The organism is Lewinella sp. IMCC34183, from assembly GCF_003390915.1.
Lineage (GTDB): Bacteria > Bacteroidota > Bacteroidia > Chitinophagales > Saprospiraceae > Neolewinella.
The window spans coordinates 219,763-242,759 of the sequence record NZ_QMEM01000008.1 but is presented as its reverse complement, the minus strand read 5'-3'; the positions used below and the strand labels follow the sequence as shown (position 1 = coordinate 242,759).

Annotated in this window: 23 protein-coding genes; 10 read left to right on the top strand and 13 right to left on the bottom strand. The window is 61.5% G+C overall.

Annotation, left to right across the window (positions count from 1 at the left end; translation table 11 throughout):
- The 4 genes from DQG19_RS17180 to DQG19_RS17165 all read right to left on the bottom strand — a co-directional run bounded on the left by DQG19_RS17180 (window position 1) and on the right by DQG19_RS17165 (window position 4,359).
- A complete protein-coding gene (locus tag DQG19_RS17180; RefSeq protein WP_116127525.1) occupies window positions 1–1,488 on the bottom strand; it encodes a xylulokinase in 1,488 nt (495 codons plus the stop codon).
- Window positions 1,489–1,529: 41 nt separating this feature from the next.
- A complete protein-coding gene (locus tag DQG19_RS17175; protein ID WP_116127524.1) occupies window positions 1,530–2,324 on the bottom strand; it encodes a (Fe-S)-binding protein in 795 nt (264 codons plus the stop codon).
- Between the two features lie 95 nt (window positions 2,325–2,419).
- Complete coding sequence (locus DQG19_RS17170) at window positions 2,420–2,869, bottom strand: four helix bundle protein (protein WP_116127523.1); 450 nt, start codon at window positions 2,867–2,869, stop codon at window positions 2,420–2,422.
- 125 nt (window positions 2,870–2,994) lie between these two features.
- On the bottom strand, window positions 2,995–4,359 hold the full coding sequence (locus DQG19_RS17165) for a 4Fe-4S dicluster domain-containing protein (protein WP_116127522.1): 1,365 nt from the start codon (window positions 4,357–4,359) through the stop codon (window positions 2,995–2,997).
- A 446-nt stretch (window positions 4,360–4,805) separates the two neighbouring features.
- On the opposite strand from DQG19_RS17165, the gene DQG19_RS17160 reads away from it, so the two are divergent.
- Window positions 4,806–6,125, top strand: a complete 1,320-nt coding sequence (locus tag DQG19_RS17160) for an aspartate kinase (protein WP_232826549.1) — start codon at window positions 4,806–4,808, stop codon at window positions 6,123–6,125.
- A gap of 74 nt (window positions 6,126–6,199) precedes the next feature.
- On the opposite strand, the gene folE is transcribed toward DQG19_RS17160, so the two are convergent.
- The 3 genes from folE to DQG19_RS17145 are packed head-to-tail and all read right to left on the bottom strand — an operon-like array spanning window position 6,200 to window position 8,950.
- Window positions 6,200–6,796, bottom strand: coding sequence for a GTP cyclohydrolase I FolE (gene folE, locus DQG19_RS17155; protein WP_116127520.1), 597 nt, complete (start codon window positions 6,794–6,796; stop codon window positions 6,200–6,202).
- Between the two features lie 3 nt (window positions 6,797–6,799).
- Window positions 6,800–7,228, bottom strand: coding sequence for a 6-pyruvoyl trahydropterin synthase family protein (locus tag DQG19_RS17150; RefSeq protein ID WP_116127519.1), 429 nt, complete (start codon window positions 7,226–7,228; stop codon window positions 6,800–6,802).
- Between the two features lie 27 nt (window positions 7,229–7,255).
- Window positions 7,256–8,950, bottom strand: a complete 1,695-nt coding sequence (locus DQG19_RS17145) for a GNAT family N-acetyltransferase (RefSeq protein ID WP_116127518.1) — start codon at window positions 8,948–8,950, stop codon at window positions 7,256–7,258.
- A 205-nt stretch (window positions 8,951–9,155) separates the two neighbouring features.
- Between DQG19_RS17145 and pyrR the strand changes: the two genes are divergently transcribed.
- From pyrR to DQG19_RS17130, 3 genes are read left to right on the top strand one after another with little or no spacing between them, the layout of a single operon-like run.
- Entirely contained in the window at window positions 9,156–9,695 is a 540-nt protein-coding gene (pyrR, locus tag DQG19_RS17140; protein WP_116127517.1) for a bifunctional pyr operon transcriptional regulator/uracil phosphoribosyltransferase PyrR, read from the top strand.
- Window positions 9,696–9,703: 8 nt separating this feature from the next.
- A complete protein-coding gene (locus tag DQG19_RS17135) occupies window positions 9,704–10,648 on the top strand; it encodes an aspartate carbamoyltransferase catalytic subunit (RefSeq protein ID WP_116127516.1) in 945 nt (314 codons plus the stop codon).
- Window positions 10,649–11,857, top strand: coding sequence for a 1-acyl-sn-glycerol-3-phosphate acyltransferase (locus DQG19_RS17130; protein ID WP_116127515.1), 1,209 nt, complete (start codon window positions 10,649–10,651; stop codon window positions 11,855–11,857).
- On the opposite strand, the gene DQG19_RS20985 is transcribed toward DQG19_RS17130, so the two are convergent.
- Window positions 11,854–12,180, bottom strand: a complete 327-nt coding sequence (locus DQG19_RS20985; RefSeq protein WP_157974571.1) for a Dabb family protein — start codon at window positions 12,178–12,180, stop codon at window positions 11,854–11,856. The two genes, DQG19_RS17130 and DQG19_RS20985, sit on opposite strands and share 4 nt — an antisense overlap.
- 139 nt (window positions 12,181–12,319) lie before the next feature.
- Here DQG19_RS20985 and DQG19_RS17120 point away from each other — a divergent pair, with 139 nt between their 5' ends.
- The 3 genes from DQG19_RS17120 (at window position 12,320) to DQG19_RS17110 (ending at window position 14,791) form a co-directional block, all read left to right on the top strand.
- Window positions 12,320–12,949: a rhomboid family intramembrane serine protease gene (locus DQG19_RS17120; RefSeq protein WP_116127513.1), complete on the top strand. Its 630-nt coding sequence runs from the start codon at window positions 12,320–12,322 to the stop codon at window positions 12,947–12,949.
- Window positions 12,950–13,015: 66 nt separating this feature from the next.
- The gene (ychF, locus tag DQG19_RS17115) at window positions 13,016–14,113 is read left to right on the top strand and encodes a redox-regulated ATPase YchF (RefSeq protein WP_116127512.1); all 1,098 of its coding nucleotides are present in this window, start codon (window positions 13,016–13,018) and stop codon (window positions 14,111–14,113) included.
- Between the two features lie 375 nt (window positions 14,114–14,488).
- Entirely contained in the window at window positions 14,489–14,791 is a 303-nt protein-coding gene (locus tag DQG19_RS17110) for a putative quinol monooxygenase (RefSeq protein ID WP_116127511.1), read from the top strand.
- Between the two features lie 53 nt (window positions 14,792–14,844).
- Here DQG19_RS17110 and DQG19_RS17105 read toward each other — a convergent pair whose 3' ends face one another.
- Genes DQG19_RS17105 through DQG19_RS17090 form a run of 4 tightly spaced genes read right to left on the bottom strand, consistent with a single transcriptional unit; the run spans window position 14,845 to window position 18,906 of the window.
- Window positions 14,845–15,924, bottom strand: coding sequence for a bifunctional 3-deoxy-7-phosphoheptulonate synthase/chorismate mutase type II (locus DQG19_RS17105; RefSeq protein ID WP_116127510.1), 1,080 nt, complete (start codon window positions 15,922–15,924; stop codon window positions 14,845–14,847).
- Between the two features lie 60 nt (window positions 15,925–15,984).
- Window positions 15,985–16,827 carry a prephenate dehydrogenase gene (locus DQG19_RS17100; protein ID WP_116127509.1) on the bottom strand — a complete coding sequence of 281 codons (843 nt, stop codon included), beginning with the start codon at window positions 16,825–16,827 and terminating at the stop codon, window positions 15,985–15,987.
- Window positions 16,821–18,044 (bottom strand): pyridoxal phosphate-dependent aminotransferase, encoded by a 1,224-nt coding sequence (locus DQG19_RS17095; RefSeq protein ID WP_198661784.1) that lies wholly within the window; start codon window positions 18,042–18,044, stop codon window positions 16,821–16,823. The genes DQG19_RS17100 and DQG19_RS17095 overlap by 7 nt, the downstream gene beginning before the upstream one ends.
- 10 nt (window positions 18,045–18,054) lie before the next feature.
- Window positions 18,055–18,906, bottom strand: a complete 852-nt coding sequence (locus tag DQG19_RS17090; protein WP_116127508.1) for a prephenate dehydratase — start codon at window positions 18,904–18,906, stop codon at window positions 18,055–18,057.
- Window positions 18,907–19,189: 283 nt separating this feature from the next.
- On the opposite strand from DQG19_RS17090, the gene rseP reads away from it, so the two are divergent.
- The 3 genes from rseP to yaaA are packed head-to-tail and all read left to right on the top strand — an operon-like array spanning window position 19,190 to window position 21,797.
- Window positions 19,190–20,533, top strand: coding sequence for an RIP metalloprotease RseP (gene rseP / locus DQG19_RS17085; protein WP_116127507.1), 1,344 nt, complete (start codon window positions 19,190–19,192; stop codon window positions 20,531–20,533).
- Entirely contained in the window at window positions 20,533–21,042 is a 510-nt protein-coding gene (locus DQG19_RS17080; RefSeq protein WP_116127506.1) for an iron-sulfur cluster co-chaperone HscB C-terminal domain-containing protein, read from the top strand. Before rseP ends, DQG19_RS17080 begins: the two co-directional genes overlap by 1 nt.
- Before the next feature lie 2 nt (window positions 21,043–21,044).
- On the top strand, window positions 21,045–21,797 hold the full coding sequence (gene yaaA, locus DQG19_RS17075; protein ID WP_116127505.1) for a peroxide stress protein YaaA: 753 nt from the start codon (window positions 21,045–21,047) through the stop codon (window positions 21,795–21,797).
- On the opposite strand, the gene DQG19_RS17070 is transcribed toward yaaA, so the two are convergent.
- Complete coding sequence (locus DQG19_RS17070) at window positions 21,794–22,885, bottom strand: glycosyltransferase (protein ID WP_116127504.1); 1,092 nt, start codon at window positions 22,883–22,885, stop codon at window positions 21,794–21,796. The two genes, yaaA and DQG19_RS17070, sit on opposite strands and share 4 nt — an antisense overlap.
- Between the last annotated feature and the right edge of the window lie 112 nt (window positions 22,886–22,997).

Below are 22,997 nucleotides of genomic sequence, written 5' to 3'. Positions count from 1 at the left end.
TCAGGCCAGGGCCTCCTCCAGTGCTTTTTCCCAGCGTGCGTATGCGGCCTGGAGGGCGATGGCGTCCTCGGCAACCGGTACGATGCGGCCAAGCACTTCCTGCTGACCGACCGCGGAGGGCAGGTCGGGGCTCAGGCCGGCGGCTACGCCCGAGGCAAGCGCCGCCCCGACGGCGCCGTTGGTGTTGTGGACCTCGATGGTCGCCCCCGTGAGCGTGGAAATGGTGTTGGCAAAGAGCTGACTCTGAAACATGTTGTCGTTGCCCACCCGAATGGTGCTGAGCTCCACGCCCAGTTCCTTCATGATCCGCATACCGTACACGAAAGAGAAGGCCACGCCTTCTATGCCCGCCCGCACTACGTGGGCCCGGGTGTGGCGATTGAAGTCCAGATGGTGAAGACTGGCACCGATCTCGCGGTTCTGGAGCATCCGCTCCGGGCCGTTACCGAAGGGCAGGAAGACCAGTCCGTCGCTCCCGATCGGCACTTCAGCGGCCAGTTGTTCCATGTTTTCGTAGGTGGTGCCGGTGCTGCACACCTGCTGCCGGATCCAGCGGTGGGCGATGCCGGTGCCGTTGATACACAGCAGGATCCCGATGCGCGTGGTGTCGTCGCCGTGGTTGACGTGGGCGAAGCTGTTGACGCGCTGGTCGGGGTCGTAGGCCAGTCGGTCGGTGACGCCGTACACTACCCCACTGGTACCTGCGGTAGCGGCGACTTCGCCGGGGCGGATCACGTTGAGGCTCATCGCGTTATTGGGCTGGTCACCGGCGCGGTAGCCGATCACGGTACCGGCGGCCAATCCCGTTTCGGCGGCGGCCCGTTCGGATACTTTTCCCTGCAGTCCGACGGCGGGGACGCGAGTGCACAGTTTATCGGCGGCGAGGCCCATCTCGTCCAATACGATAGTGGCCAGCTGATTTTCCTGGAAATCCCAGAGTACGCCCTCGCTCAGCCCGGTCACGGTAGTGGTAGGCTCGCCACTGAGCCGCAAGGCGATAAAGTCGCCGGGGAGCATGGCGTGGGCGGTACGGGCATAGTTGTCGGGCTCGTTGTCGGCCACCCACTTGAGCTTGGCGGCGGTGAAGTTGCCGGGGCTGTTGAGGCAGTGTCCCAGGCAGGTTTCGCTGCCGATGCCGGCGAAGGCACGTTCTCCGGTCGCTACGGCACGGCCATCGCACCAGATGATGGCAGGCCGCACGACGGCCTGTTCGGCGTCGACGGTCACCAGGCCGTGCATTTGGTAACCAATGCCGACGGAGGTGATGGCTTCCCGTTGCACCTGCGTACGCGCCAGCAGTTCTTGGGTGGTTTCGATCACGTACTGGTACCAGAGCTCGGGGTCCTGCTCGGCCCAGCCGGCCTGGGGGGCCTGCATGGTCATCTCTTCCTGGGGGGCCTGGACCCGTGCTAGCACCTTGCCGGTGGCGGCCTCGACCAGCGCGGCTTTGACCGACGAGGAACCTATATCGTAACCGATTGCGTACATGTGCTCTGCTCTTTAATGGCCGGCAAATGTAGGCAGCAATTCTAAGAGTTGCCCCCGCTACGCATGCCCCGTACGATCAGTTCGCTGAGATCGTAGACCATCACCTCGTTCTGCTTCTCGCGGCCGGTGACGCCGTCGGTCATCATCGTGAGGCAGAACGGACAGTTGACGGCGATCACGTCGGGGTTGAGGGCGAGGGCCTCGTCGGTGCGCTCGGTATTGATGCGCTTGTCGCCGGGCTCGTCTTCCTTCCACATCTGGGCGCCGCCGGCCCCGCAGCAGAGGCCGTTCTGCTTGCTGCGCTTCATTTCGACTAGCTGCCCGTCCAGCGACCGGAGCACGTCGCGCGGCGCCTCGTAGATACCATTGGCGCGGCCGAGGTAGCAGCTGTCGTGGTAGGTGATCCGCTTGCCCCGGAAGGTGTCGCCGTCGGTCATCTTGATGCGCCCCTCGTCGATCAGCTGCTGTAGCAGTTGGGTGTGGTGCACGATGTCGTAGTGACCTCCCAGGGCGGGATACTCGTTCTTGATGGTATTGAAGCAGTGGGGGCAGGCGGTGACCATCTTCTTCACCCCGTACATATTGAGCGTCTCGATATTCTGCAGGGCCACCATCTGGTAAAGAAACTCGTTGCCGGCCCGGCGGGCGGGATCGCCGGTGCAGGCCTCCTCGTCGCCCAGGATCGCAAATTCGATGCCCGCCGCATTCAGGATCTCCGCAAAGGCCCGCGTCACCTTCTGCGCGCGATCGTCGAAGGAACCGGCGCAGCCTACCCAGAAGAGGATTTCGGGTTGCTTGTCTTCGGCTTGGTATTGGGCCATTGTTTTGACTTCCATGGGTGGGGTTGGTTTGTTGCTTTGGTGGGTTACTGCGTTGCCGGGTTACTGCGTTGGTGCGTTAGGCGCCAAGAAGGATTGATCGCTTCGCCCGGTCATGGCGTTGCGCTGGCTCTGGCTTTTGCAAACAACTGCAGCAGGCTTTGGTATTCTTTACCTAGGGCTCGTACTGTCGCTTCCTCGACTGGTATATCACTTTCCATGAGGAGTTCCAGCCAAAAGACGGTTTCATCGCATTCTTCCACGACTATGCAGCGTTTGGCGTACCACTCTTTTTTCGAACGCGCTCGGCATGCCGCCCGATAATTTGCAGCCACGGATGTCCCCGACTTGATGATCTGATAACGAACCACATTGAGCGCAGGATCTTTTCCTGCCCGCTGCATAAAATTGATCAGGTCAATGGCTGCGCGTTTAGTCCGCTTTCTCAGTTCGCGAGAGAATTCCGCATTGGATGGCCGCCCTTCTCCGTAGCCTGCTACTGGCTCGTAAAAGAACTGTACGTCCTCGCAGCTATCCTCAGTGTCGAAAGAAGTACGCTTCATAAATTTCTTTTAAAAACCGGGTCTAACGCTGTCAGGTGTAACGCCTGTAACGCCTGTAACGCCTGTAACGCCTGTAACGCAAAAACGCAGCAATTCACCAATTCACCAATTCCCCACCCCAACAGCTACCCCCGAGTCCAAGCCTCCCGGCTACTCCCCACGCTCCAGGCCCGCTGCTGGTTCTCAATACTGTTGAAAAGCGGCATCCAATCGGTGGGCCCCTGGGCTTCGGTGAGGATCTCGTGGCGGCGCAGCTTGTTGATCATTTCCAGGGGGTTGATGAGCACGGGGCAGGCTTCCACGCAGGCGTTGCAGGTGGTGCAGGCGTGGATCTCCTCGCGGGTGATGTAGTCCCAGAGGTTGCGGCCGTCGTCGAAGTTGGTGCGGCTGAGGGGGGCTTCCTTGTCGGGGGCGAATTCGGGGTTGCCGCTGCGGATCTTGCCGCCCATCTCCTCGGCGCGGTCGCGGACGTTCATGACGATCTTGCGGGGACTGAGCTTCTTGCCGGTAATGTGGGCCGGGCAAACGGCGGTGCAACGGCCGCACTCGGTACAGCTGTAGGCGCCGAGCAGGTCGATACGGCTCATTTCGTTGACGTCGTCGGCACCGAACTCGGGCAGGGCGGCGTTCATGTCGGGTTCCGGCGCGTCGGGGTCGCCAAGGCCCATCATGGATTTAACCTCGTTCATCACTTCCGGCATGTTGAGCATCTGGCCGGCGGGCTTGAGGCGGGCGAAGTAGGTATTGGGGAAGGCGAAAAGGATGTGGAGGTGCTTGGACTTCGGCAGGTAGTTCAGGAAGACGAACACCATGATGATGTGTCCCCACCAGCCGATGCGCTCAAGGGTGTACAGGATAGACGCTTCCAGGCCACCAAACAGTACCGGGCCGAGGAAGCCGCTGACGGCAAAATTGGTCGGGCGGTAGTGCGTCGGATCCTGGTCCTGCAGCACCACGTCCGTACCGTTCATGGTGAAGATGCAGGCCAGCAGGATGAGCTCGAAGATCAGGATCAGGTTCGCGTCGAGCTTGGGCCACCCCTGCAGTTCCCGGCCGCGCAGGCGGGGGATGAAGAGCAGGTTTCGCCGCACCAGGAAGATCACCGTACCCACGAAGGCCAGGACGCTCAGAATCTCAATGGTGTTGATGATGAAGTTGTACATCCCTCCGAGCGGCCCGAGGAACCAGCGGTGCACGCCGAAGATGCCGTCGATGAAGATCTCGATCAGCTCGATCTGGGTAAACACGAAGGCCGCGTACAGGCAGAAGTGCAGGATGGCCGGGATGGGCCGCTTGAACATCTTCTTCTGCCCGAAGGCTACCAGCAGCATATTGCGCCAGCGCTGTCCTGTGGGTCCGGTGACTTCCTCTTCCTTGCCCAGCTTGATGTTGGCATACACCCGGCTGAACTGAAAATAGGCGAAGCCCAGGGCTAACAGCGCTACCAGCGCGAAGAGGATCGACTGTACGGAAATGATCGTGGATGTCATGCCGGTAAAGGTAACCGTCGCCCATGGCTTACCCCAAGGATTAGTTTGCGAAATTTCGCTGGTTGGCGACTGGACATCGGATGTCCGAATTCGCTCCAGGCATCGGATGAGTTTCCACTGCGTTGCGCTCCCATCCGGTGACTTGCGGTTTGTTGTGACTATACACTACTTGCTACAAGCTACAAGCGACCGCAGGGAGCGAGACTACAAGACTACAAGACTACCCGACTACAAGACTACAGTACTACCCGCCCGCTTCAGGCATCGGATGAGGCTCCACTGGGTTCCGCTCACATCCGATGACTTGCGCTACTTTCCGCTCGCATCCGGTGACTTGCGCTTTGCTGTGACTACACGCTACTGGCTATCCGCTACAACCTACAAGCGACCGCAGGGAGCGCCACTACCCGACTACTGTACTACCGTACCATTACCTTTGCGCCATTATGCAGCAACCCATCAACGTCTTCAAGTTCGGCGGAGCCTCCCTGCGCGATGCCGATGCCATTCGCCACGTCGGAACCATTCTCGACCGCTTCAAGGATCAGCGCCTCGTCATCATTGTGTCCGCTATGGGCAAGACCACGAATGCCCTGGAGGAGGTCGCCAACAGCTACTGGAACGGAAAGCCCGACGTAGCGAGGGAAAAACTCGGTGCGATCCACGCTGGTGCCACCCAGGCGATGAAGGATTTGTTTGCCGAGGTACCGGAAGAACTGACCGCCGCGGTCAACGACCTATTCGTTTCCGTAGAGTGGGCGCTCGAAGAGGACCCCAATGAAGAGTACGACTACGACTACGACCAGATCGTCAGTTTGGGCGAACTGATCAGTTCCCACATCGTAGCCGCCTACCTCAACCGCATCGGCCTGCCGACCAGCTGGCTTGATGCCCGCGACGTCATCCAGACCGACAATACCTACCGCGAAGGCTGGGTGAAGTGGCCGGAAACAGTAGAGCGGGCCGAGCGCCTGGTGCCTCCGCTACTCGATAGTACACCCTTCGTCCTTACCCAGGGTTTCATCGGCAACACCAGCGAGAACTACACCACCACCCTGGGCCGCGAGGGCTCCGACTACTCCGCAGCCATCTTCAGCTACTGCCTGGACGTGGAAGCCATGAGTATCTGGAAAGACGTACCCGGCGTGCTTACCGCCGACCCGCGCTACTTCGAGAACGTCACCAAGATCGACCGACTGAGCTACCGTGAGGCCATCGAGATGACCTACTACGGCGCCAAGGTCATCCACCCCAAGACCATCAAACCGCTTCAGAACAAGAGCATCCCGCTCTACGTCCGCTCCTTCATCGAGCCCGACCTGGAGGGCACCTACGTCACCGACGAAGCCGGCGACGCCTACCCGCCTATGGTGGCCGTCGAGCGCGACCAAGCCCTGGTGAACATCAGCACCCGCGACTTCAGCTTCGTCGCCGAGCACCACATCAAGGAACTGTTCGAGCACATCACCACCACCCGCCTGCAGGTCAATATGATGCAGAATACGGCCATCAGCTTCAACGTGGTCGTCAACGACATCGACGACCGCGTCGAACGCTTCTGCGCCCTGGTCGACCAGCACTTCAAGACCACCATAGACCGCCACCTGGAGCTCATCACCATCCGGCACTACACCCCCGAGATCGTCGACAGCCTGCGCCGCGGCAAGGTCAACCTGCTGGAAGGACGCCTGCCCCTGACTCTGCAGATGGTCGTTAAGGACGTACCGGTGATTCGGCGGAAGAAGGAGGAGGATGTGGCTCTGTAGTCTTATAGTTCTGTAGTCTTGTAGTTCTGTAGTAGCTCGGTGCTACAGAACTACAGTACTACAGAACTAGCTACCTAATGTAAACTACTGGTAATCAGCTTAAGGAACTCATTCCGCGTGCGCTCCGACTTGAAGGCACCGGTGAAGGCCGAAGTGGTCGTCACACTGCTCTGCTTCTGGACGCCGCGCATCATCATGCACATGTGACGGGCCTCGATGACTACCGCTACGCCTAATGGCTGGAGGGTGGCGTGGATCGACTGCAGGATCTGGTCCGTGAGCCGTTCCTGTACCTGGAGGCGACGGGCGAATACCTCGATTACCCGGGGAATCTTGCTGAGGCCGACGATGTAGCCGTCCGGTATATAGGCCACGTGGGCCTTGCCGAAGAAGGGCAGCATATGGTGCTCGCACAGGCTGTAAAACTCGATATCCTTCACGATGACCATCTCGGAGTAGTCCTCGGCAAACATGGCCGAACGCAGGATATTCTCGGCGCTCATCTCGTAGCCCTGCGTGAGGAACTGCATGGCCTTAGCGGCGCGTACGGGTGTCTTCAGCAGTCCGTCACGGGTGACGTCTTCGCCTACTTCCCCAATGATCTGGGCGTAGTGGTCGCTGATGGTGTCGGTGATTTCCTCGTCGTACTTGAGGACGTTCTTTAGGGGCATACGTTATGGTCTTCCAGCCGGACCGTAATAGTCGGCGTAGATATTTTCGGTTTCGTAAAGGCGGACCCGGTACAGTTGGGAGCCGGCAGCCGCGACCGCCGGAGCTAAACGCTCCCAGATCGCGCTCGTGAGGTTTTCGGTGGTGGGTTGCCGCCCGTCGCTGAACCAGTCGATGTCGAGGTTCAGGTTGCTGTGGTCCAGCCGGTCCACGACCTCCGCCTTGACGAGAGTGGACAGCACCTTCGCATCCATCACGAAGCCGGTTACGGGATCGGGCGTACCGCAAACGGTGACGCGCAGGTCGTAGTTGTGCCCGTGCCAGTTGTGGTTGGCGCACTTGCCGAACACTTCGCGGTTGCGGTCGTCCGGCCAGTCGGCCACGGCCAGCTTGTGGGCGGCGTTAAAGGTCTCGCGGCGGGTCAGGTAATGCATGGGGCGGTTTTGGGCGCGCAAAGGTAATCACTGCGGCAGGTCCATTCGGCGGAGCTTATCCAACAACAGGGCCACCCGGAGGTTGAGCCGGCCGCCCGCGTCGAAGTACTGACCGTCCAGCAACAGGTGACCGCCCACTGGTTCTACCCGCCGCAGGGTGGTGAAGGTCACCACACCGGCGGGCTGCAGTACGTTCTTCCAGTAAAGGGCCGCGTCCGTGAAGGCGAAGCCGGTCTTGCCGTTGCCAAACAGGCTCTGGTCGCAGATGAAGAATACGCGCTCGTCCCGCGTGCCATGCAGGTACTGGGTGGTGGCGTTCTTGAGCACCTTCGGCGGGATGGTCACGAAGTCGGTGTACACTACGTCCTCCTCCGCGTCAAAGTCGAGGTAATCCTTGACGAGCTGGAACAGGTCAACCCGCGTCCAGTCGATCGCCTGGTAGCGCAGCAGCCGCTGGGGAAAGCGGTCGCCGTGCAGGTCGCGGGCCGTCTCCACGATAAAGTACTCAACCAAATCGGCCAGCACGGTGGCCTTGCGGCGGGCCTTGGCGACCGGGGACGCACCGTTGTTGAGGTAGCGCGCCAGACCGTGCAGCCCCGCGTCACGGATGCGGTGGTAGTTGTCGGCCTTCCAGTACACCTCCAGGTAGCTGGGTAGCCGGTCGGCACCGAAGTAGGCGGTCAGCCGCTCGCCCAGGCGGTCCTCCAGCGCGCTGCGGAGCTGGCTCACCGAAATGGCGGGTTCGGGATCGGGGATGTCGTGCAGCTCAAGTGGATCGTCTTCTGGCTCCGGGGTCGGTTCCGGTGCCGGGGGCTCGTCGTTCTCCGGGCGGCGGGGCGCGGGTGCGGGGTCTTCGCGGTCGAAGACAAACTCGAAGGGAAGCGGGCCGGGGGTGGGCGGGGCGACCGGTGGCTTTTCCCCGCCCGTGTCGATCTCGAGGGTGATCTCGGGGTGGCGCGTCAGGGGCGGTTCGGGGATGTCACCGGTCGGAACCTGGCTTTTTTTTTCCGGTGCCGGGCCCGCCCCGCCGGCCTTCTTGGCCTTGGCGCGGGCGATAAACTGCTCGAGCTCGGTGAGCTGCTGCTCGTCGAGGGTCGACTGCTCGGGGTCGAAGATCGGGTCGGCGGACAGTTCCTCGCTGGCCAGGGTGTAGTCGGGCAGGGCCGCGTAGACGGGCTCGAAGTGCGGCTCGTCATCGGCGGACGGAAAATCGGCGGTATCGGTGGCCGCGCTGCCGTCGCCGGCCCGCGCGAGGATCCGCCGGGCGGGACCGGTCCCGGAGGTCGCCTCACCGGTGTCCGCGAACCCGAGCTTTTCGAAGAAAGAGATGGCCCGTTCATTGTACGGGCGCAGCGCTACCAGCAGTTCCCGGTAGGCACCCACGCGCTCCGTCGCCTCCCGGATCAGCGTTTCGCCGATACCGGTGCCCCAGTCGGCCCGCCGGACAAACAACTGGTCTACGGTAGCCGTGTCCGCGCCCCGGCGGCGCAGGAGGCAGTAGCCGGCCAGGGCCCGCCGGCGCTCGTCCCAGGCGGTGACGATCACCGCCGCGGGATCGGTGAGGGCCTTCCCCACCCGCTCGCGGGCCTTCTCCACCGTGCGGTCATTCTCGGCCCGTTGTTCGTCGGTGAGGCCGGCTACGTCGAAGGCCGGAAAGATCGCCTGCCAGACGAAGGTCTGCAGGTGGGTAAAGTCACTGTCCCGGCCGGCGCGGTATTGCATGGAGTAGCGGATTTGCGGATCGTCGCCGCCCGGGCGTTGGCGCGGGGCGAAGTGCGGTCCGGACCTTGAATACCCATACCCTGCCCCGCTTGTTTACTTCATTGCACCCGCGCGCCGCCGCCAGCCGGAAGGTGGGCTACGGGAAGCCTGCTACATTGTGGTTCCTAAATTCGATTTTCTACCGTTCCCCGGCTACCTTCGCACCGTGGCCGATACCCGCATCATACACGACAGCGCCCGCTTCGCCCTGACCATCGAGCGGCTGTGCCGCCACCTCATGGAGGAGCACGGGGACTTTGCCGATTCCTGCCTCATCGGCATCCAGACCGGCGGCGTGCAGCTGGCCGAGCGACTCCACGCACGGCTACAGGCGTTGGGCGTGCGCGAACTGCCCTTCGGCAAACTCGACATCACCTTCTACCGCGACGATTTCCGGACCAAGGCCGGCCCGCTCACCGCCCACCCCACCACGATCAACTTCCTGGTGGAGGACAAACGCGTCATCCTGGTGGACGACGTGCTCTTCAGCGGCCGCACCGTGCTCAGCGCCATGACGGCCCTCAACCACTACGGACGCCCCTCCGAGGTGGAACTGCTGGTGATGGTGGACCGCCGCTTCCGGCGCACCCTGCCCGTACAGGCCAATTACCGTGGCGTCCTGGTCGACAGCCTCACCGACGAATACGTCGACGTGCAGTGGCGCGAAACCCACGGCACGGACCAAATACTTCTTCTCGGATCCTAATACCGCCCATGGCCTCCGTTCAGCAACTCTCGACCAAGCACGTCCTCGGCATCAAGTACCTGACCGCCGCTGACGTCGAGTTGATCCTGGACACCGCCCGCGAATTCAAGGAGGTGATCAACCGCCCCATCAAGAAGGTGCCCAGCCTGCGCGACATCACCATCGCCAATCTCTTCTTCGAGAATTCCACCCGTACACGCATCAGCTTCGAGCTGGCCGAAAAACGCCTGAGTGCCGATACGGTCAACTTCAGCGCCTCGAGCTCCTCGGTAAAGAAGGGAGAAACCCTACTGGATACGGTAAATAATATCCTGGCGATGAAGGTGGACATGGTCGTCATGCGCCACCCCGCCCCGGGCGCCCACCACTTCCTGGCCGGCAAGATCGACGCCAGCATCGTCAACGCCGGCGACGGCACCCACGAGCACCCCACCCAGGCGCTGCTCGACGCCTACTCCATGCGCGACGCCCTCGGCGGCGACCTGCGCGGGAAGCGCATCTGCATCTTCGGCGATATTACCCATTCGCGGGTGGCCCTGTCTAATGTGTTCTGCCTCCAGCGGCTCGGCGCCCACGTGCGGGTGTGCGGCCCCCCCACCCTGATCCCCAAGCATATGGGCAGCCTGGGCGTCGAGGTGAGCCACGACGTGCAGGACAGTCTCCAGTGGTGCGACGTGGCCAACGTACTCCGTATTCAGCTGGAGCGGCAGGACACCAAGTATATCCCCAGCCTGCGAGAGTACAACCGGTACTTCGGTATCACGAAAGAGCGGATGGACCGGCTCGACAGGCCCATCGTCATTATGCATCCCGGCCCCATCAACCGGGGGGTGGAGATCGACACCGAGGTGGCGGATTCGGAGCACAGCATCATCCTGCAGCAGGTGGAGAACGGGGTAGCAGTACGCATGTCGGTGCTGTACCTGCTGGCCGCCCGCCGCAATGACCTGTAGATGCTGTACCACCTCGTCCGGCCGGTCGCCCGCTTCACCCTGGCGCGCTTTTACCGCACCATCGACCTGACGGGGCTGCAGCACATCCCGCGCGACGCCCCCGTTATCCTGGCCGCCAACCACCCCACCGCCTTCATCGAGCCCTGCCTGATGGCCTGCTTCCAGAACCGTCCGCTGCACTTTCTCGCGCGCGGTGATTTCTTCCGCAACGGCCTGGCGGCGGTGCTGCTGCGGGCCCTCCATATTCTGCCGGTGTACCGGATGCAGGACGGAGGCTACGAGCAACTGACGCGCAACTACGATACCTTCGAGGCCTGCTACCGCGCCCTAAGCAAGTCGCGCGCCCTCATGATCCTCGCCGAAGGGCGGTGCATTCACGAGAAACGCCTGCGTCCGCTCCGCAAGGGAACGGCCCGCATCGCCCTCGGCGCGCTGGACCGTGACAATACGCTGGGGGAAGTCTACATCGTACCTGTAGGCGTCAACTACTCGGCCCCGGAGCGGGTCCGCTCAACGGTAATGATCCGCTGCGGCGAACCGTTGCGGACCAGTGCGTACCTGGCAGGGTACCGCGCCAACGAGGCGGCCGGGCTGCGCGAACTTACCGAGGACCTGCACGCCGCGCTTTCTCCCCTGGTGGTGCAGCTCCCGGAGCCGGACACCGATGATGCCTACCAAACCCTGCTGGAAGTACACCGCAACGGGGCGGGCACCGCGGAATACGGCGTGACGCACCATGGCAAACTGCTGGATGCGGAACTCGCGGCAATGAGCAGTGGCCGCACGGACGTGGGCGCCGCCCGGCGGTACGCCAGCGAGCTGTACACCCAGCGGCTGACCGACCAGGCGCTGCTCGGCGGTTCCGACCGGCCGTCGTGGTGGCGGATGCTGGTGGCGGCACTGCTGCTGCTTCCTCAACTACCGCTTTGGGTGCTCGCCGAGGGCATTGCCCTGACCGGCCCGAAGCGTATCGAGTTTTACAGTCCGCTGCGGTTCGCGACGGTCGCGGTGGGTCAGTTGCTGTACCTGCCGCTGCTGTTCGTCCTGCCCGGCTGGGCGGTGGCGTGGGTGGTGGCTTCCACGTTCACGCAGGGGTGGGCCTTGTGTACTTGGGAGGAAGGGATGCATCGGCGGGAACGTGCCCGCTTCCGCAAGTTACCCATCGACGTGCGGGACCGGCTGCGGCGGGCCCGCGCGGAGCTGATCTAGTCGGCCAGCTGGGTATCGAATACCCGGACTTCCTTGAACTTGTCCTCGTGGTCCTCGACGAACTTGAGGTGTACGGGGGAAATTTGGTAGGCATCGTGGCCGGCCACGTCGTCAAACCAGAGGACGAGGTTGTAGTCAAAGCTGTTGTCGACCACGCCGCGGGACGGGGTGGCGGCGGGGCCTCCCAGGAAGAGTTTACGGACGGTGGGTGACGCTTCCAGACTGCGGACGCCGGCTTCGAAGCTTTCCAGCTCCTGGTCGCTGAGTCCATCCTGGAGCCAGAAATAAACGGTGTGGGCCATACCCGGGGTAGAATCCGTCATTGGGGTAGATTGAGGTTGTTGCGCAACGCAGCCGCCGGCCGTCAGAACGAAGAGTAGCAGGCAGGTCAACCAAATTGGTCGGTAGTTCATTGCTATAGCTTGAGCGGGCAAGATAGCCCGACGGACGTAAACCGCCGCCATGACCATCATCATCATTCTCATTACCGTCCTGATCTCCTGGCAGGCGTTCAACAACCCCGAACTGCGTGGGCGCCTGATCTTTCTGCCCTCCGCCATCAAGGAACGGGGAGAGTACTACCGTTTCCTGACCCACGGGTTTATTCACGCCGACTTCCAGCACCTGCTGTTCAATATGTACGCGCTGTACATCTTCGGTGGCTCCGTGGAATTCATTTTTACGGACTACCTGTTCGGTCCAACCTTCGGAAAGCTGGCTTACCTCATCTTCTATCTGGTAGCGATCGTCGCGGCCAGCGTGCCCGATTACCTGCGTCACCAGAACAACCGCAGCTACGCCAGCCTGGGCGCCTCCGGGGGCGTGGCCGCCACCATCTGGCCCTACATCATGCTGGCCCCATGGAACTGGTTCATCTTTCCGCCGCTCCCGGCCATCCTTTTGGGCATCGGCTACATCCTGTACTCCCACTATGCCGACAAGCGGGGGGTGGGCAACATCGGCCACAACGCCCACCTGTGGGGCGCCATCTTCGGACTGGTCGCCTATTCCGTACTCGTGCTGGCCTTCCAGCCGGCCCTGATGGCCTACTTCTTCGAGGAGCTGATGCAACCCAAGGGGCCGAATTTCTAATCCCGGCTTTCCCGCCCCGGCCGCTGCGTCGTACCTTTGCCGCCCGTTAGCAAAATCTTCTGATCTATGGGACTCAAGTGTGGTATCGTCGGCCTGCCGAACGTGGGAAAGTCCACCCTCTTCAACGCGCTCACCTCGGCCAAGGCCCTGGCCGCCAACTACCCCTTCGCCACCAAGGACCCCAACCTGGGGGTCATCACGGTCCCCGATCCGCGGCTGGACAAGCTGGAAGAGCTCGTGAATCCCCAAAAGGTCATCCCCACCTCCGTGGACATCGTCGACATCGCCGGCCTGATCAAGGGAGCGAGCAAGGGCGAGGGCCTGGGCAACCAGTTCCTCGGAAACATCCGGGAAACAGACGCCATCCTGCACGTCGTCCGCTGCTTCGAGGACGACAACGTCGTCCACGTCGACGGCAGCGTGGACCCCGTCCGCGACAAGATGATCATCGACACGGAGCTCATCCTGAAGGATATCGACACCGTCGAAAAGAAGGTGGATAAGTTCCGCCGCACCGCCAAGAGTGGCGACAAGGACGCCAAGCGCATCGTGGAAGTGGGCGAAGCCCTGCTGGCCCACCTGGAGAGCGAGAAACCAGCCCGGTCCTTTGAGACCGACGAAGACAGACAGGAAGTCGTCAAGGAGATGATGCTCCTCACTGGCAAGCCGATCCTGTACGTCTGCAACGTAGATATCGACAGCATCGAGGACGGCAACGACCACACCCGCGCCTTCCGCAAGGCCGTAGCCGAGGAGGACGCCGAGATCATCTTGATCTCCGCCGGCATCGAGGCCGACATCGCCGAACTGGAAACGAAAGAAGAGCGCGCCGAATTTATCGAGGAGATGGGCCTCACCGAGCCCGGCGTCAACAAGGTGATCCGCGCCAGCTACTCCCTGCTCGATCTGGTCACCTACTTCACCGCCGGCGAGAAGGAGGTCCGCGCCTGGACCATCCGCCGCGGCACCAAGGCCCCGGGAGCGGCCGGCGTGATCCATACCGACTTTGAAAAAGGCTTCATCCGCGCTGAGGTCATTCACTACCCTGACTTCGTGCAGTACGGCTCCGAATCCGGTGCCCGCGACAACGGAAAGCTAAATGTGGAAGGCAAGGAGTACGTTGTGCAGGACGGGGACGTGATGCACTTCCGGTTTAATGTTTAGGTTGTAGCGTGTAGCACGTGCCGTTCCGGACATCGGATGTGGCCTCCTGCGTCGGCGCGCATCCGATGACCTGCGCTACCTGCTACGAACTACCTAACTATACTGCTGGCTTGCGTTCCGGACATCGGATGTGGCCTCCTGCGTCGGCGCGCATCCGATGACCTGCGCTACCTGCTACGAACTACCTAACTATACTGCTGGCTTGCGTTCCGGACATCCGATGTGGCCTCCTGCGTCGGCGCACATCCGATGACCTGCGCTACCTGCTACCTGCTACCTGCTACCTGCTACCTGCTACCTGCTACCTGCTACCTGCTACCTGCTACCTGCTAAACCCTAAATCACCCCGTCCGTTACGTGAGAAACCATAACATCATGTCCAAGCAACTCTACCTCACCGCCAAGTTCAATCTTGACAAGCCCGATGAAGTTGAGCCCATTTTCCGTGAGCACGCAAAGGCCAGCCGCGCCAAGGAAGGCTGCCTGTTCTTTTACCTGATCCGCGACCGCGACAACGACGCCCACTTCGCCACCATGGAGTGCTGGGACACCTACGCCCACTTCGAGCAGCACGTCGCCGATGACGAGCATACCAACTTCCAGAGCAAACTGAAGCCGCACCTCAAGGGCGATCCCGAAGTGATGGAAGGGGACCTGGTCTCCGGCATGGAAGGGTGATAGCGAGTAGCGGGTAGCAAATAGGTTACTTGCTACCCGCTAACTGCTATCTGCTACTGCGCCTTATTAACGATAGCATCTTGGTGGTCGATACTCTCCTGGTGGATCGCCCGCAGGTACCCGTGCATGAATTCTTCGCTCAGGCCGTGGTCCTTTCCGCGCTGGCTGGCTTCCTTGAGAACTTCGTCCCAGCGACTTTCCTGAAGAACGGCAATGTTGCGCTCGGCCTTGAAGTGACCGATCTGGTCGGCGAGCTTCATGCGGCGGCCGATCATGCCGATAAGGTCGCTGTCGATCTCATCGATCTGCCGACGCAGCTCGGTGAGGCGCTCCATTTCTACTTCGTTGGCTGACGGCTTCCGCAGGCGTAAACCTTCGAGCAATTCGCCAAACACGGCGGGGGTGATCTGCTGGGCGGCATCGGACCAGGCCTCGTCCGGGCGCGGGTGTACCTCGGTCATGAGACCGTCGTAGTTGAGGTTCAGGGCTTCCTGGGCCACCTCGGCCAGCATGTGGCGGTTGCCGCAGATGTGGCTGTTATCGACCACCATCTGGAGTTCTGGGAAGCGGCGCTTCATCTCGATGGCCATCTGCCAGCGCGGCACGTTGCGGTATACGGTCTCCCCGTGGTAGCTGAAGCCGCGGTGAATTAGGCCGATCTTGGTTATGCCCGCCTTGTAGATGCGCTCCACGGCGCCGATCCAGAGCCCGAGATCGGGGTTGATGGGATTCTTGATCATTACCGGAATGTCCGTGCCGTTCAGGGCGTCGGCGACTTCCTGCACGCTGAAGGGGTTGACAGTCGTCCGCGCTCCGAGCCAGACGACGTCGATGCCGGCCTTAAGGCAGTCGTATACGTGGCTGGCCTTTGCCACCTCGGTGGTCGTTTTCAGGCCGGTTTCCTCCTTGACCCGCTTGAGCCACTGCAGGCCCTCCTTACCGACGCCCTCAAAGCTGCCGGGACGGGTACGCGGCTTCCAGATGCCGGAGCGGAAGAGGTCGACCTGATTGAGTTTGGCCAGGTCCTTGGCGCACTGCATCACCTGTCCTTCGGTTTCGGCGCTGCAGGGGCCGGCGATCACGATACCGCGGCCGGGAGTAGGTTCGATGACCTTGTCGATTTTCATTTCCATGGTGTACTTCGTTTTAAATTTTTGTGTGCCGGCGCAGGGGTTAGTACCCTTGCCGGCGATTCAGGTTAAGATTTTGGTGATCTGATTGGCTTTCCGGATCCGCTCGTGGAATCCTTCGAAGTCGCGCTTGATCAGCTGGGTACGAAACCGGGACAACTGTTCGATATGCTCGTCGAGTACGTCCAGAACGTGGTCGCGATTCTGCCGGAAGATGGGCACCCACATATCGGGCGAGCTCTTCGCGAGACGCACCGTGGAGCTAAATCCGGAGCTGGCCAGCTCAAAGATGCGCTGTTCGTCCTTTTCCTTTTCCAGCACCGTCAGCGCCAGGGCGAAACTGGCGATGTGGGATATGTGACTCACGTAGGCGCAGTGCAGGTCGTGGGCGCCGCTGTCCAGGTGGGTAAAGCGCATTCCCGCGCTGCTGAAGAGTTGTTTGGCGGTATCCACCGCGTCCGGGGCACTGTCGTGGGCATCCACGATCACGCAGGTCTTGTCACGGAACAGATCGGGTACGGCGGCTTCTGGTCCGCTAAACTCCGTGCCGGCCATCGGGTGGCAGGCCACGTAGCGCGCGCGGTTCGGGTGATCGCGGACGGTAGCGAGGAGCGTTTCCTTGGTGGAGCCTACGTCGACCAGCGTCTGGGCGGGCGTAAGCCGGTCCAGCAGATCGGGGAGCAGGTGCAGCATGGCGTCCATGGGCGTGGCCAGGACCACGACGTCGCACTGCGGTATGCCGGCGTCGAGCGACAGGTCCGCATCGATCAGCCGGCGGCGGACGGCCTTGTCCAGGTTCTCCTGGCTGGCGTCCATACCGATCACCCGGGCACCCAACCCGCTCTCCTTGAGGCTGATGGCCAGCGATCCGCCGATGAGTCCTATGCCTACGATACCGACTACCATGAGGCACTTTCTTGATTGTCCGGAGCAGAGGCCGCGTCTACCACGCCCCCGAAGCGCCGGAGTGCTTCTTCCAGGACGGGGACGGGGCTGCACAGGCTGATGCGGACGTAGTTCGTACCGGCCGGGCCAAAGATGCCCCCCGGGGTAAGGAATACGTCGTGTTCGTAGAGGGCGCGGTCGCAGGTGCGGTAGCCGTCCGTGCCGTCGGCGCAGCGGGCCCAGACAAAGAGGCCCACCTGGTCCGTCCGGTAGCGGCAACCCAGCGCGTCCATGATGCGGTAGGCGGCGGCACGTCGCTCGCGGTATACGGTGTTGAGGTCGTCGTACCATTCCTGTCCTAACCCCAGGGCCACGGTAGCCGCTTGCTGGACCGGCAGGAACATACCACTGTCCATATTCGATTTAAAGCGCAGAACGGTTTCCAGGTAGGGTGCCGCACCCGCCAGTACGCCAACGCGCCAGCCGGCCATATTCTGTGCCTTGCTCAGGCTGGAAAGTTCGAGGGCCACCTCCTTGGCGCCGGGGACGGCCAGTATGCTGCGCACGGCGTCGGTGAGGATGAAGGCGTAGGGATTGTCGTTGACGATCAGAATGCCGTTGCGTCGGGCGAAATCGATCAGCCGCGGGTAGAAGTCTTCGGGTGCCGCGGCGCCGGTGGGCATGTGGGGGTAGTTGATCCACATGATCTTGACGCGGTCCAGCCCCTCCCCTTCCAGACCGTCGAGATCGGGCAGCCAGCCGGCTTCCTCGGTGAGGGCGTAGGAGCGTACGCTGCCGCCCGCCAGCTCGGTGGCCGAACGGTAGGTGGGGTAGCCGGGGTCGGGTACGAGTACTTCGTCCCCCAGGTTCAGAAAGGCCATGCTGACGTGCATGATACCCTCCTTGCTGCCCATGAGCGGAAGCAGTTCACTGTCGGGGTCAAGCTCCGTACGGAAGTAGCGCGCGTACCAGTCGGCAAAGGCCCGCCGCAGTTCCGGCCGGCCCGTATAGGGCTGATACCCGTGGCTACCCGGCCGGGCGGCGCTCTCGGCCAGGGCGTCCAGCACCTCGGGGGCGGGGGGCAGGTCCGGGCTGCCGATGCCCAGGTTGAGAATGTCCTTGCCCGCGGCGCGCAGGGCGGCGATCTCCCGCAGTTTCTTGCTGAAGTAGTACTCCTCGGTCTCACCGAGGCGATCGCTGACGGGAATTATGGGCTGGAATGCGGTGGAGGGCGTCATGGGGATATGCTTAGGGTTTTTCGCCGGCGGGGTACACGCCGAGAATGCGCAGTTCCTGGGTGATGGGCTGGATACCGGCCAGGGCTTCGGCTACGGTAATGTGGCCGTTGAGCAGGAAATCCACGTAGAAGCGATACTGCCACGGCCGCCCCACGATGGGAGTACTCTGGATCTTGGTCAGGTTGATCTTGTAGGCGTCGAGCACCATGAGCACGCGGGAAAGGCTGCCGGCTTCGTGGCTGACGGAGAAACTCATGCTGACCTTGTCGCCGGCCTCGTATTCGACCTCGCGGCCGCGCTCCAGCACGAGAAAGCGAGTATGATTGAGCTTGTTGGTTTCGATGCCCTGGGCGAGGATGTCCAGTCCGTAGAGCTCGGCGGCCAGGGTGTGAGCGACGGCCCCGCGCGTACGGTCGTTGCACTCCATCACGTGGCGGGCACTGAGCGCGGTATCGGCCGACTCGACCAGCTTGATCCGCGGCCAGGCCTTGAAGAACTCCCGCACCTGCATGAGGGCGATGGGATGGGAATACACCTCGCGCAACTCTTCAATGGCCACGCCGGGCAGGGCCATCAGGTTTTGGCGGATACGGAGGTATACCTCGCCGGTAATGCGCAGTTGCGACCGCTGCAGCAGGTCGTAATTTTCCATCAGGCTGCCGGCCAGCGTGTTCTCGATGGCCATTAGGGCTACTTCGCTCTCGCCGCGCTCGACCTGGTCGACGACCTCCGCGAACGTGTGGCCGGGTACGGTGACTACCTCCCGCTCGCTGAAGTGCATCCGCGCGGCGGCCTCGTGGAAGGCGCCGGCGTAGCCCTGAATGCTTACGCGAAGTTGACGGGTGGCGGTGGTTGAGGTCATAAATTGGGAAATAAAAAAAGCGGCTCCCGAATGTGGGGACCGCTATTGCTGTTACTTTCTATTAGTGTGTTCAGCGTCCCCCTACTCGCGTAGGCCATAAAAGCTAAACCAGAAATAGAAGGTGGATCGCATCATCGTGCCACAAACCTACGGCCTTGTTTCTGAAACACAAAATGTTGTTATGGCAACGGCCGCAACTTACTGGCCGCTCAACCATAGGGCGTACCACTCGTTAGTATCCTACCCGGCTTAGTTTCAACTTCCGGTGCCCTAATTTTACCGCATGGATACTTTGATTACCGTTGGGCAATTGGTCCTTAGCCTGTCCATCCTCATCGTGCTACACGAGTTTGGCCACTTTTTGCCGGCCCGGCTCTTCGGTACGCGGGTGGAGAAATTCTACCTATTCTTCGACCCCGGCTTCAGCCTGTTCAAAAAACAGATCGGAGAAACCGAGTACGGCATCGGCTGGCTTCCCCTCGGAGGCTACGTCAAGATCAGCGGCATGATCGACGAAAGCTTCGACACCGACCAGATGGAGCAGGAGCCTCAGCCCTGGGAATTTCGGTCCAAACCGGCCTGGCAACGCCTCATCATCATGCTGGGCGGGGTCACCGTCAACTTCATCCTCGGATTTTTCATCTACGCGATGGTCCTGTTCGCCTACGGCGAGGAGTACTTCCCGGCCGAGAACGTTACCGCGGGTATCGCCGTCGATAGCCTGGGTCAGGAAATCGGCCTGGAAAGCGGCGACCGGATCCTCAGCGTGGGCAACGTACCCTTCGAGCGCTTCAACGACCGGATCGTGCTGCGCGAAATCGCCATCAACAACGCCCGTAGCATCGAGGTCGAACGGCAGGGAAGGGAGGTAACCGTTCCCGTCGACCCGAAGTGGACCGATCTCCTCACTCGCTACGAAAACAAGAACGCCCGACTGTTCACCTACCGGATGCCGCTCGTGATCGGCGAGGTCGCTCCCGACAGTCCCGCCGACGAGGCCGGCCTGCAGAAGGAAGACCGGGTCGTCAGCGTCGACGCTACGCCCACCCCCTATTTCGACCAGTTTACCGAGATCATTCAGGAGCACAAGGGAGAACGGGTCACCCTCGGCATTCAGTCCAAGGGCAGTAGCGACGTACGCCAGGTGCCCCTTACCCTGACCGACGACGGTCGCATCGGCGTGGCCGTGGCCCCACCGGAGTACTTCTACGATACCGAGCGGCAGGAATACACCCTCGGGGAGGCTCTGCCAGCCGGGGTCGACCAGGGAGTAAGTTTCCTGGGTGACCAGTTCAAGGCCTTCGGGCAAATGTTTGCCGGCAACATAAAGGTCACCGAAAGCCTCGGTGGATTCGCCAGCATCGGCTCCATGTTCGGAAGTACCTGGAACTGGGAGCGCTTCTGGTACATGACCGCCTCGCTCTCCCTTATTCTCGCGTTCATGAACCTGTTGCCGATCCCCGCCCTCGACGGGGGACACGTAATGTTTCTTCTCTACGAGGTCGTCACGGGCCGTAAGCCCAGCGACAAGTTTATGGAACGCGCTACTATGGTAGGCTTCGTTATCGTCCTGGGCCTGGTGGTCCTGGCGAACGGACTCGACATCTGGCGCTGGATTAACAACTAATGACTGACTATTTCTCCTTCTTCGGGCTCACCCCCTCCCCTACCGTGGACCGGGCTGCTCTGAAGAAAACCTTTTACGCCAACAGCAAGCGGTACCATCCCGACTTTCATACGCTACAGGACGACGTTACCCAGCAGGACGTCCTGGAAAAGAGCACCCTCAATAACCAGGGCTACAAGGTGCTGGCCGACGACGACCTGCGGCTGCACCACCTGCTGGAACTGAAGGGCGCCCTCGGCGAAGAGGGCACCAACCAGGTACCCCAGGATTTCCTGCTCGAGATCATGGAGGTCAACGAGGCCCTGATGGAACTCGAATTCGAGGACGACCCCAGCGTTCGCCAGAAGGTGACCGGGTTGATCGACCAGTTGGAAGGCGACCTGGACCGGGAAGTAGAGGATACCCTGGCTACTTACGACGACGCTACCGCTGGCGAAGCCGAGCTGGGCGTGCTCAAGGATTACTACCTGAAGCGCCGATATTTGCTGCGCCTCCGCGAAAAAATTTAACCATGCTTGTTCTGTTGTCTCCGGCTAAAACGCTGGACATGTCGCCCGTTGACCGGCCGGCTACTGATCCTCGTCTGCTCGACCATACCCGTCAGCTTGCCGGGGTTCTCAAGAAAAAATCCCCGGCCGACCTCTCGGAGCTGATGTCCATAAGCGACAAGCTGGCGGACCTGAATTTCGAGCGGTTTCAGGCGTTCCAGCCCGCCCCCGTGGGCAAGCCCGCGCTGCTGGCCTTCAAGGGCGATGTCTATCAGGACCTCGAGGCGGCCGACTTCAGCCCGCAGGAGTTTACGTTCGCGAACCAGCAGCTACGCATCCTTTCGGGATTCTACGGCATCCTGCGCCCCGCCGACCTGATGCAGGCCTACCGCCTGGAGATGGGCACCCGCCTGACTACCGTTCGCGGCGCCAACCTCTACGAATTCTGGGGCGACCGCCTTACGCAATTGCTGGACCGGGACCTGCAGGAAGAGGGTTCGGGACTCATGCTCAACCTGGCCAGCAAAGAATACTTTCGCAGCCTCGACCCCGCGGGCATCAACGGGCGCATTCTCAATATAGATTTCCGCGAAAAGCGGAAGGGCAAGTACCGCTTCATCACCTTCAATGCCAAACGGGCCCGGGGCCGCATGGCCCGGCTGATCACGCTCGAAGGTATCCGTACCGCCGAGCCACTCAAAGAACTGGTAGTCAACGACTACGTATACTCGGACGAGCAGAGTGCCGGCGATAACTGGACGTTCGTGAAGGATTAGTCAGCTATCTCGTTCAGGAAGCCCAGCAGTTGCTGGGCACGCCGGGCCGTAGTGTGCTCCGCCAGTACGCGCTCGCGTGCCTTGGTACCGACCCGCCGCCGGAGGCTCTCCTCGGTTCCGTAGAGAATGTCCAGCACGTCGTTTCCTTCGGTGACGCAGAACACTTCGGTCTTGTCTTCGAAGAATTCTTCCAGCCCCGCCCAGTCCTCGGTCAGGATGGGTACCCCGCAGGCCGCCGCGGCGAGGAGTTGCCGGGACGGGGTAAATCCGTGCATGCGGCGCAGGCTGTGGGAGAGGATAAGGGTACAGGACTGCCGGTTGTAGAAATCCACCCGATTGGTTTCGGGGAGGTGGTCCAGGTAGATCAGGTTATCGGGCCACTCCCGCGGCTCGGGGTAAGCGTCGCCGGCCAGTACGAAACGGCGGTTGGGGGTCACGCGGGCCGGCCCAATGAGCAGCTCATCGAGTAGCGGCTGGCGTTCCGGCTTGTGGGTCCCGATGAAGCCCAGATCGTACGTCTTTTCGATGTCCATCCGGTAAAAGGAAAAGGCATCGATACTTTCGTAGAGGGCGCGGGCGCAGCGTACGCCATAGTGTTCACATAGCCGAGCGAGGGCGGGGCCTCCGGTGGTCGACAGGTACAGATTGAATACGCCTACCGAGGCGGTGGAGAGGGTATCGCAGCAGTCGTCATCGGCATCCAGGTGCCGGAGGGTGGTCGTGAGGTCGGTATCGTAGTATAGCTTGATGCCGCGCGCCTCCTTGCCGATCCACTGGGCGATGCGGTCGGTTTCCGGCACTCCCGAACCCAGCATGACCAGGTCGGCCGAAGCGATGGTCGGTGTGTACTCCCGCAGGAGGGTATCGACGTTTTCGTAGGGCCACACTTCGCAGTAGGGAGATCGCAGCATATCGCGGGGACCGGAGGTCGGGGCGGTACCGGACGGCTCAAGGTAGGTAGTGCGATGACCGTAGTGGGACAACTCATTGATCAGTCCACGGTACAGTTGGGCGGCCGGGTTCCCCTGGCTGCTAAGAATGGACTGCCCAATAATGACCAAGTCCAGCGTTTGCTCGGAAAAATTCACCGGTCGAAGGTACGATTACCCACCTCCGGACCAGGTACAAAATCGGTAGACGACCGAAAATTTCGGTCGGATGGCCGTCAGGTGGCGTAAAACAAAACGTCCCCGAATAGTG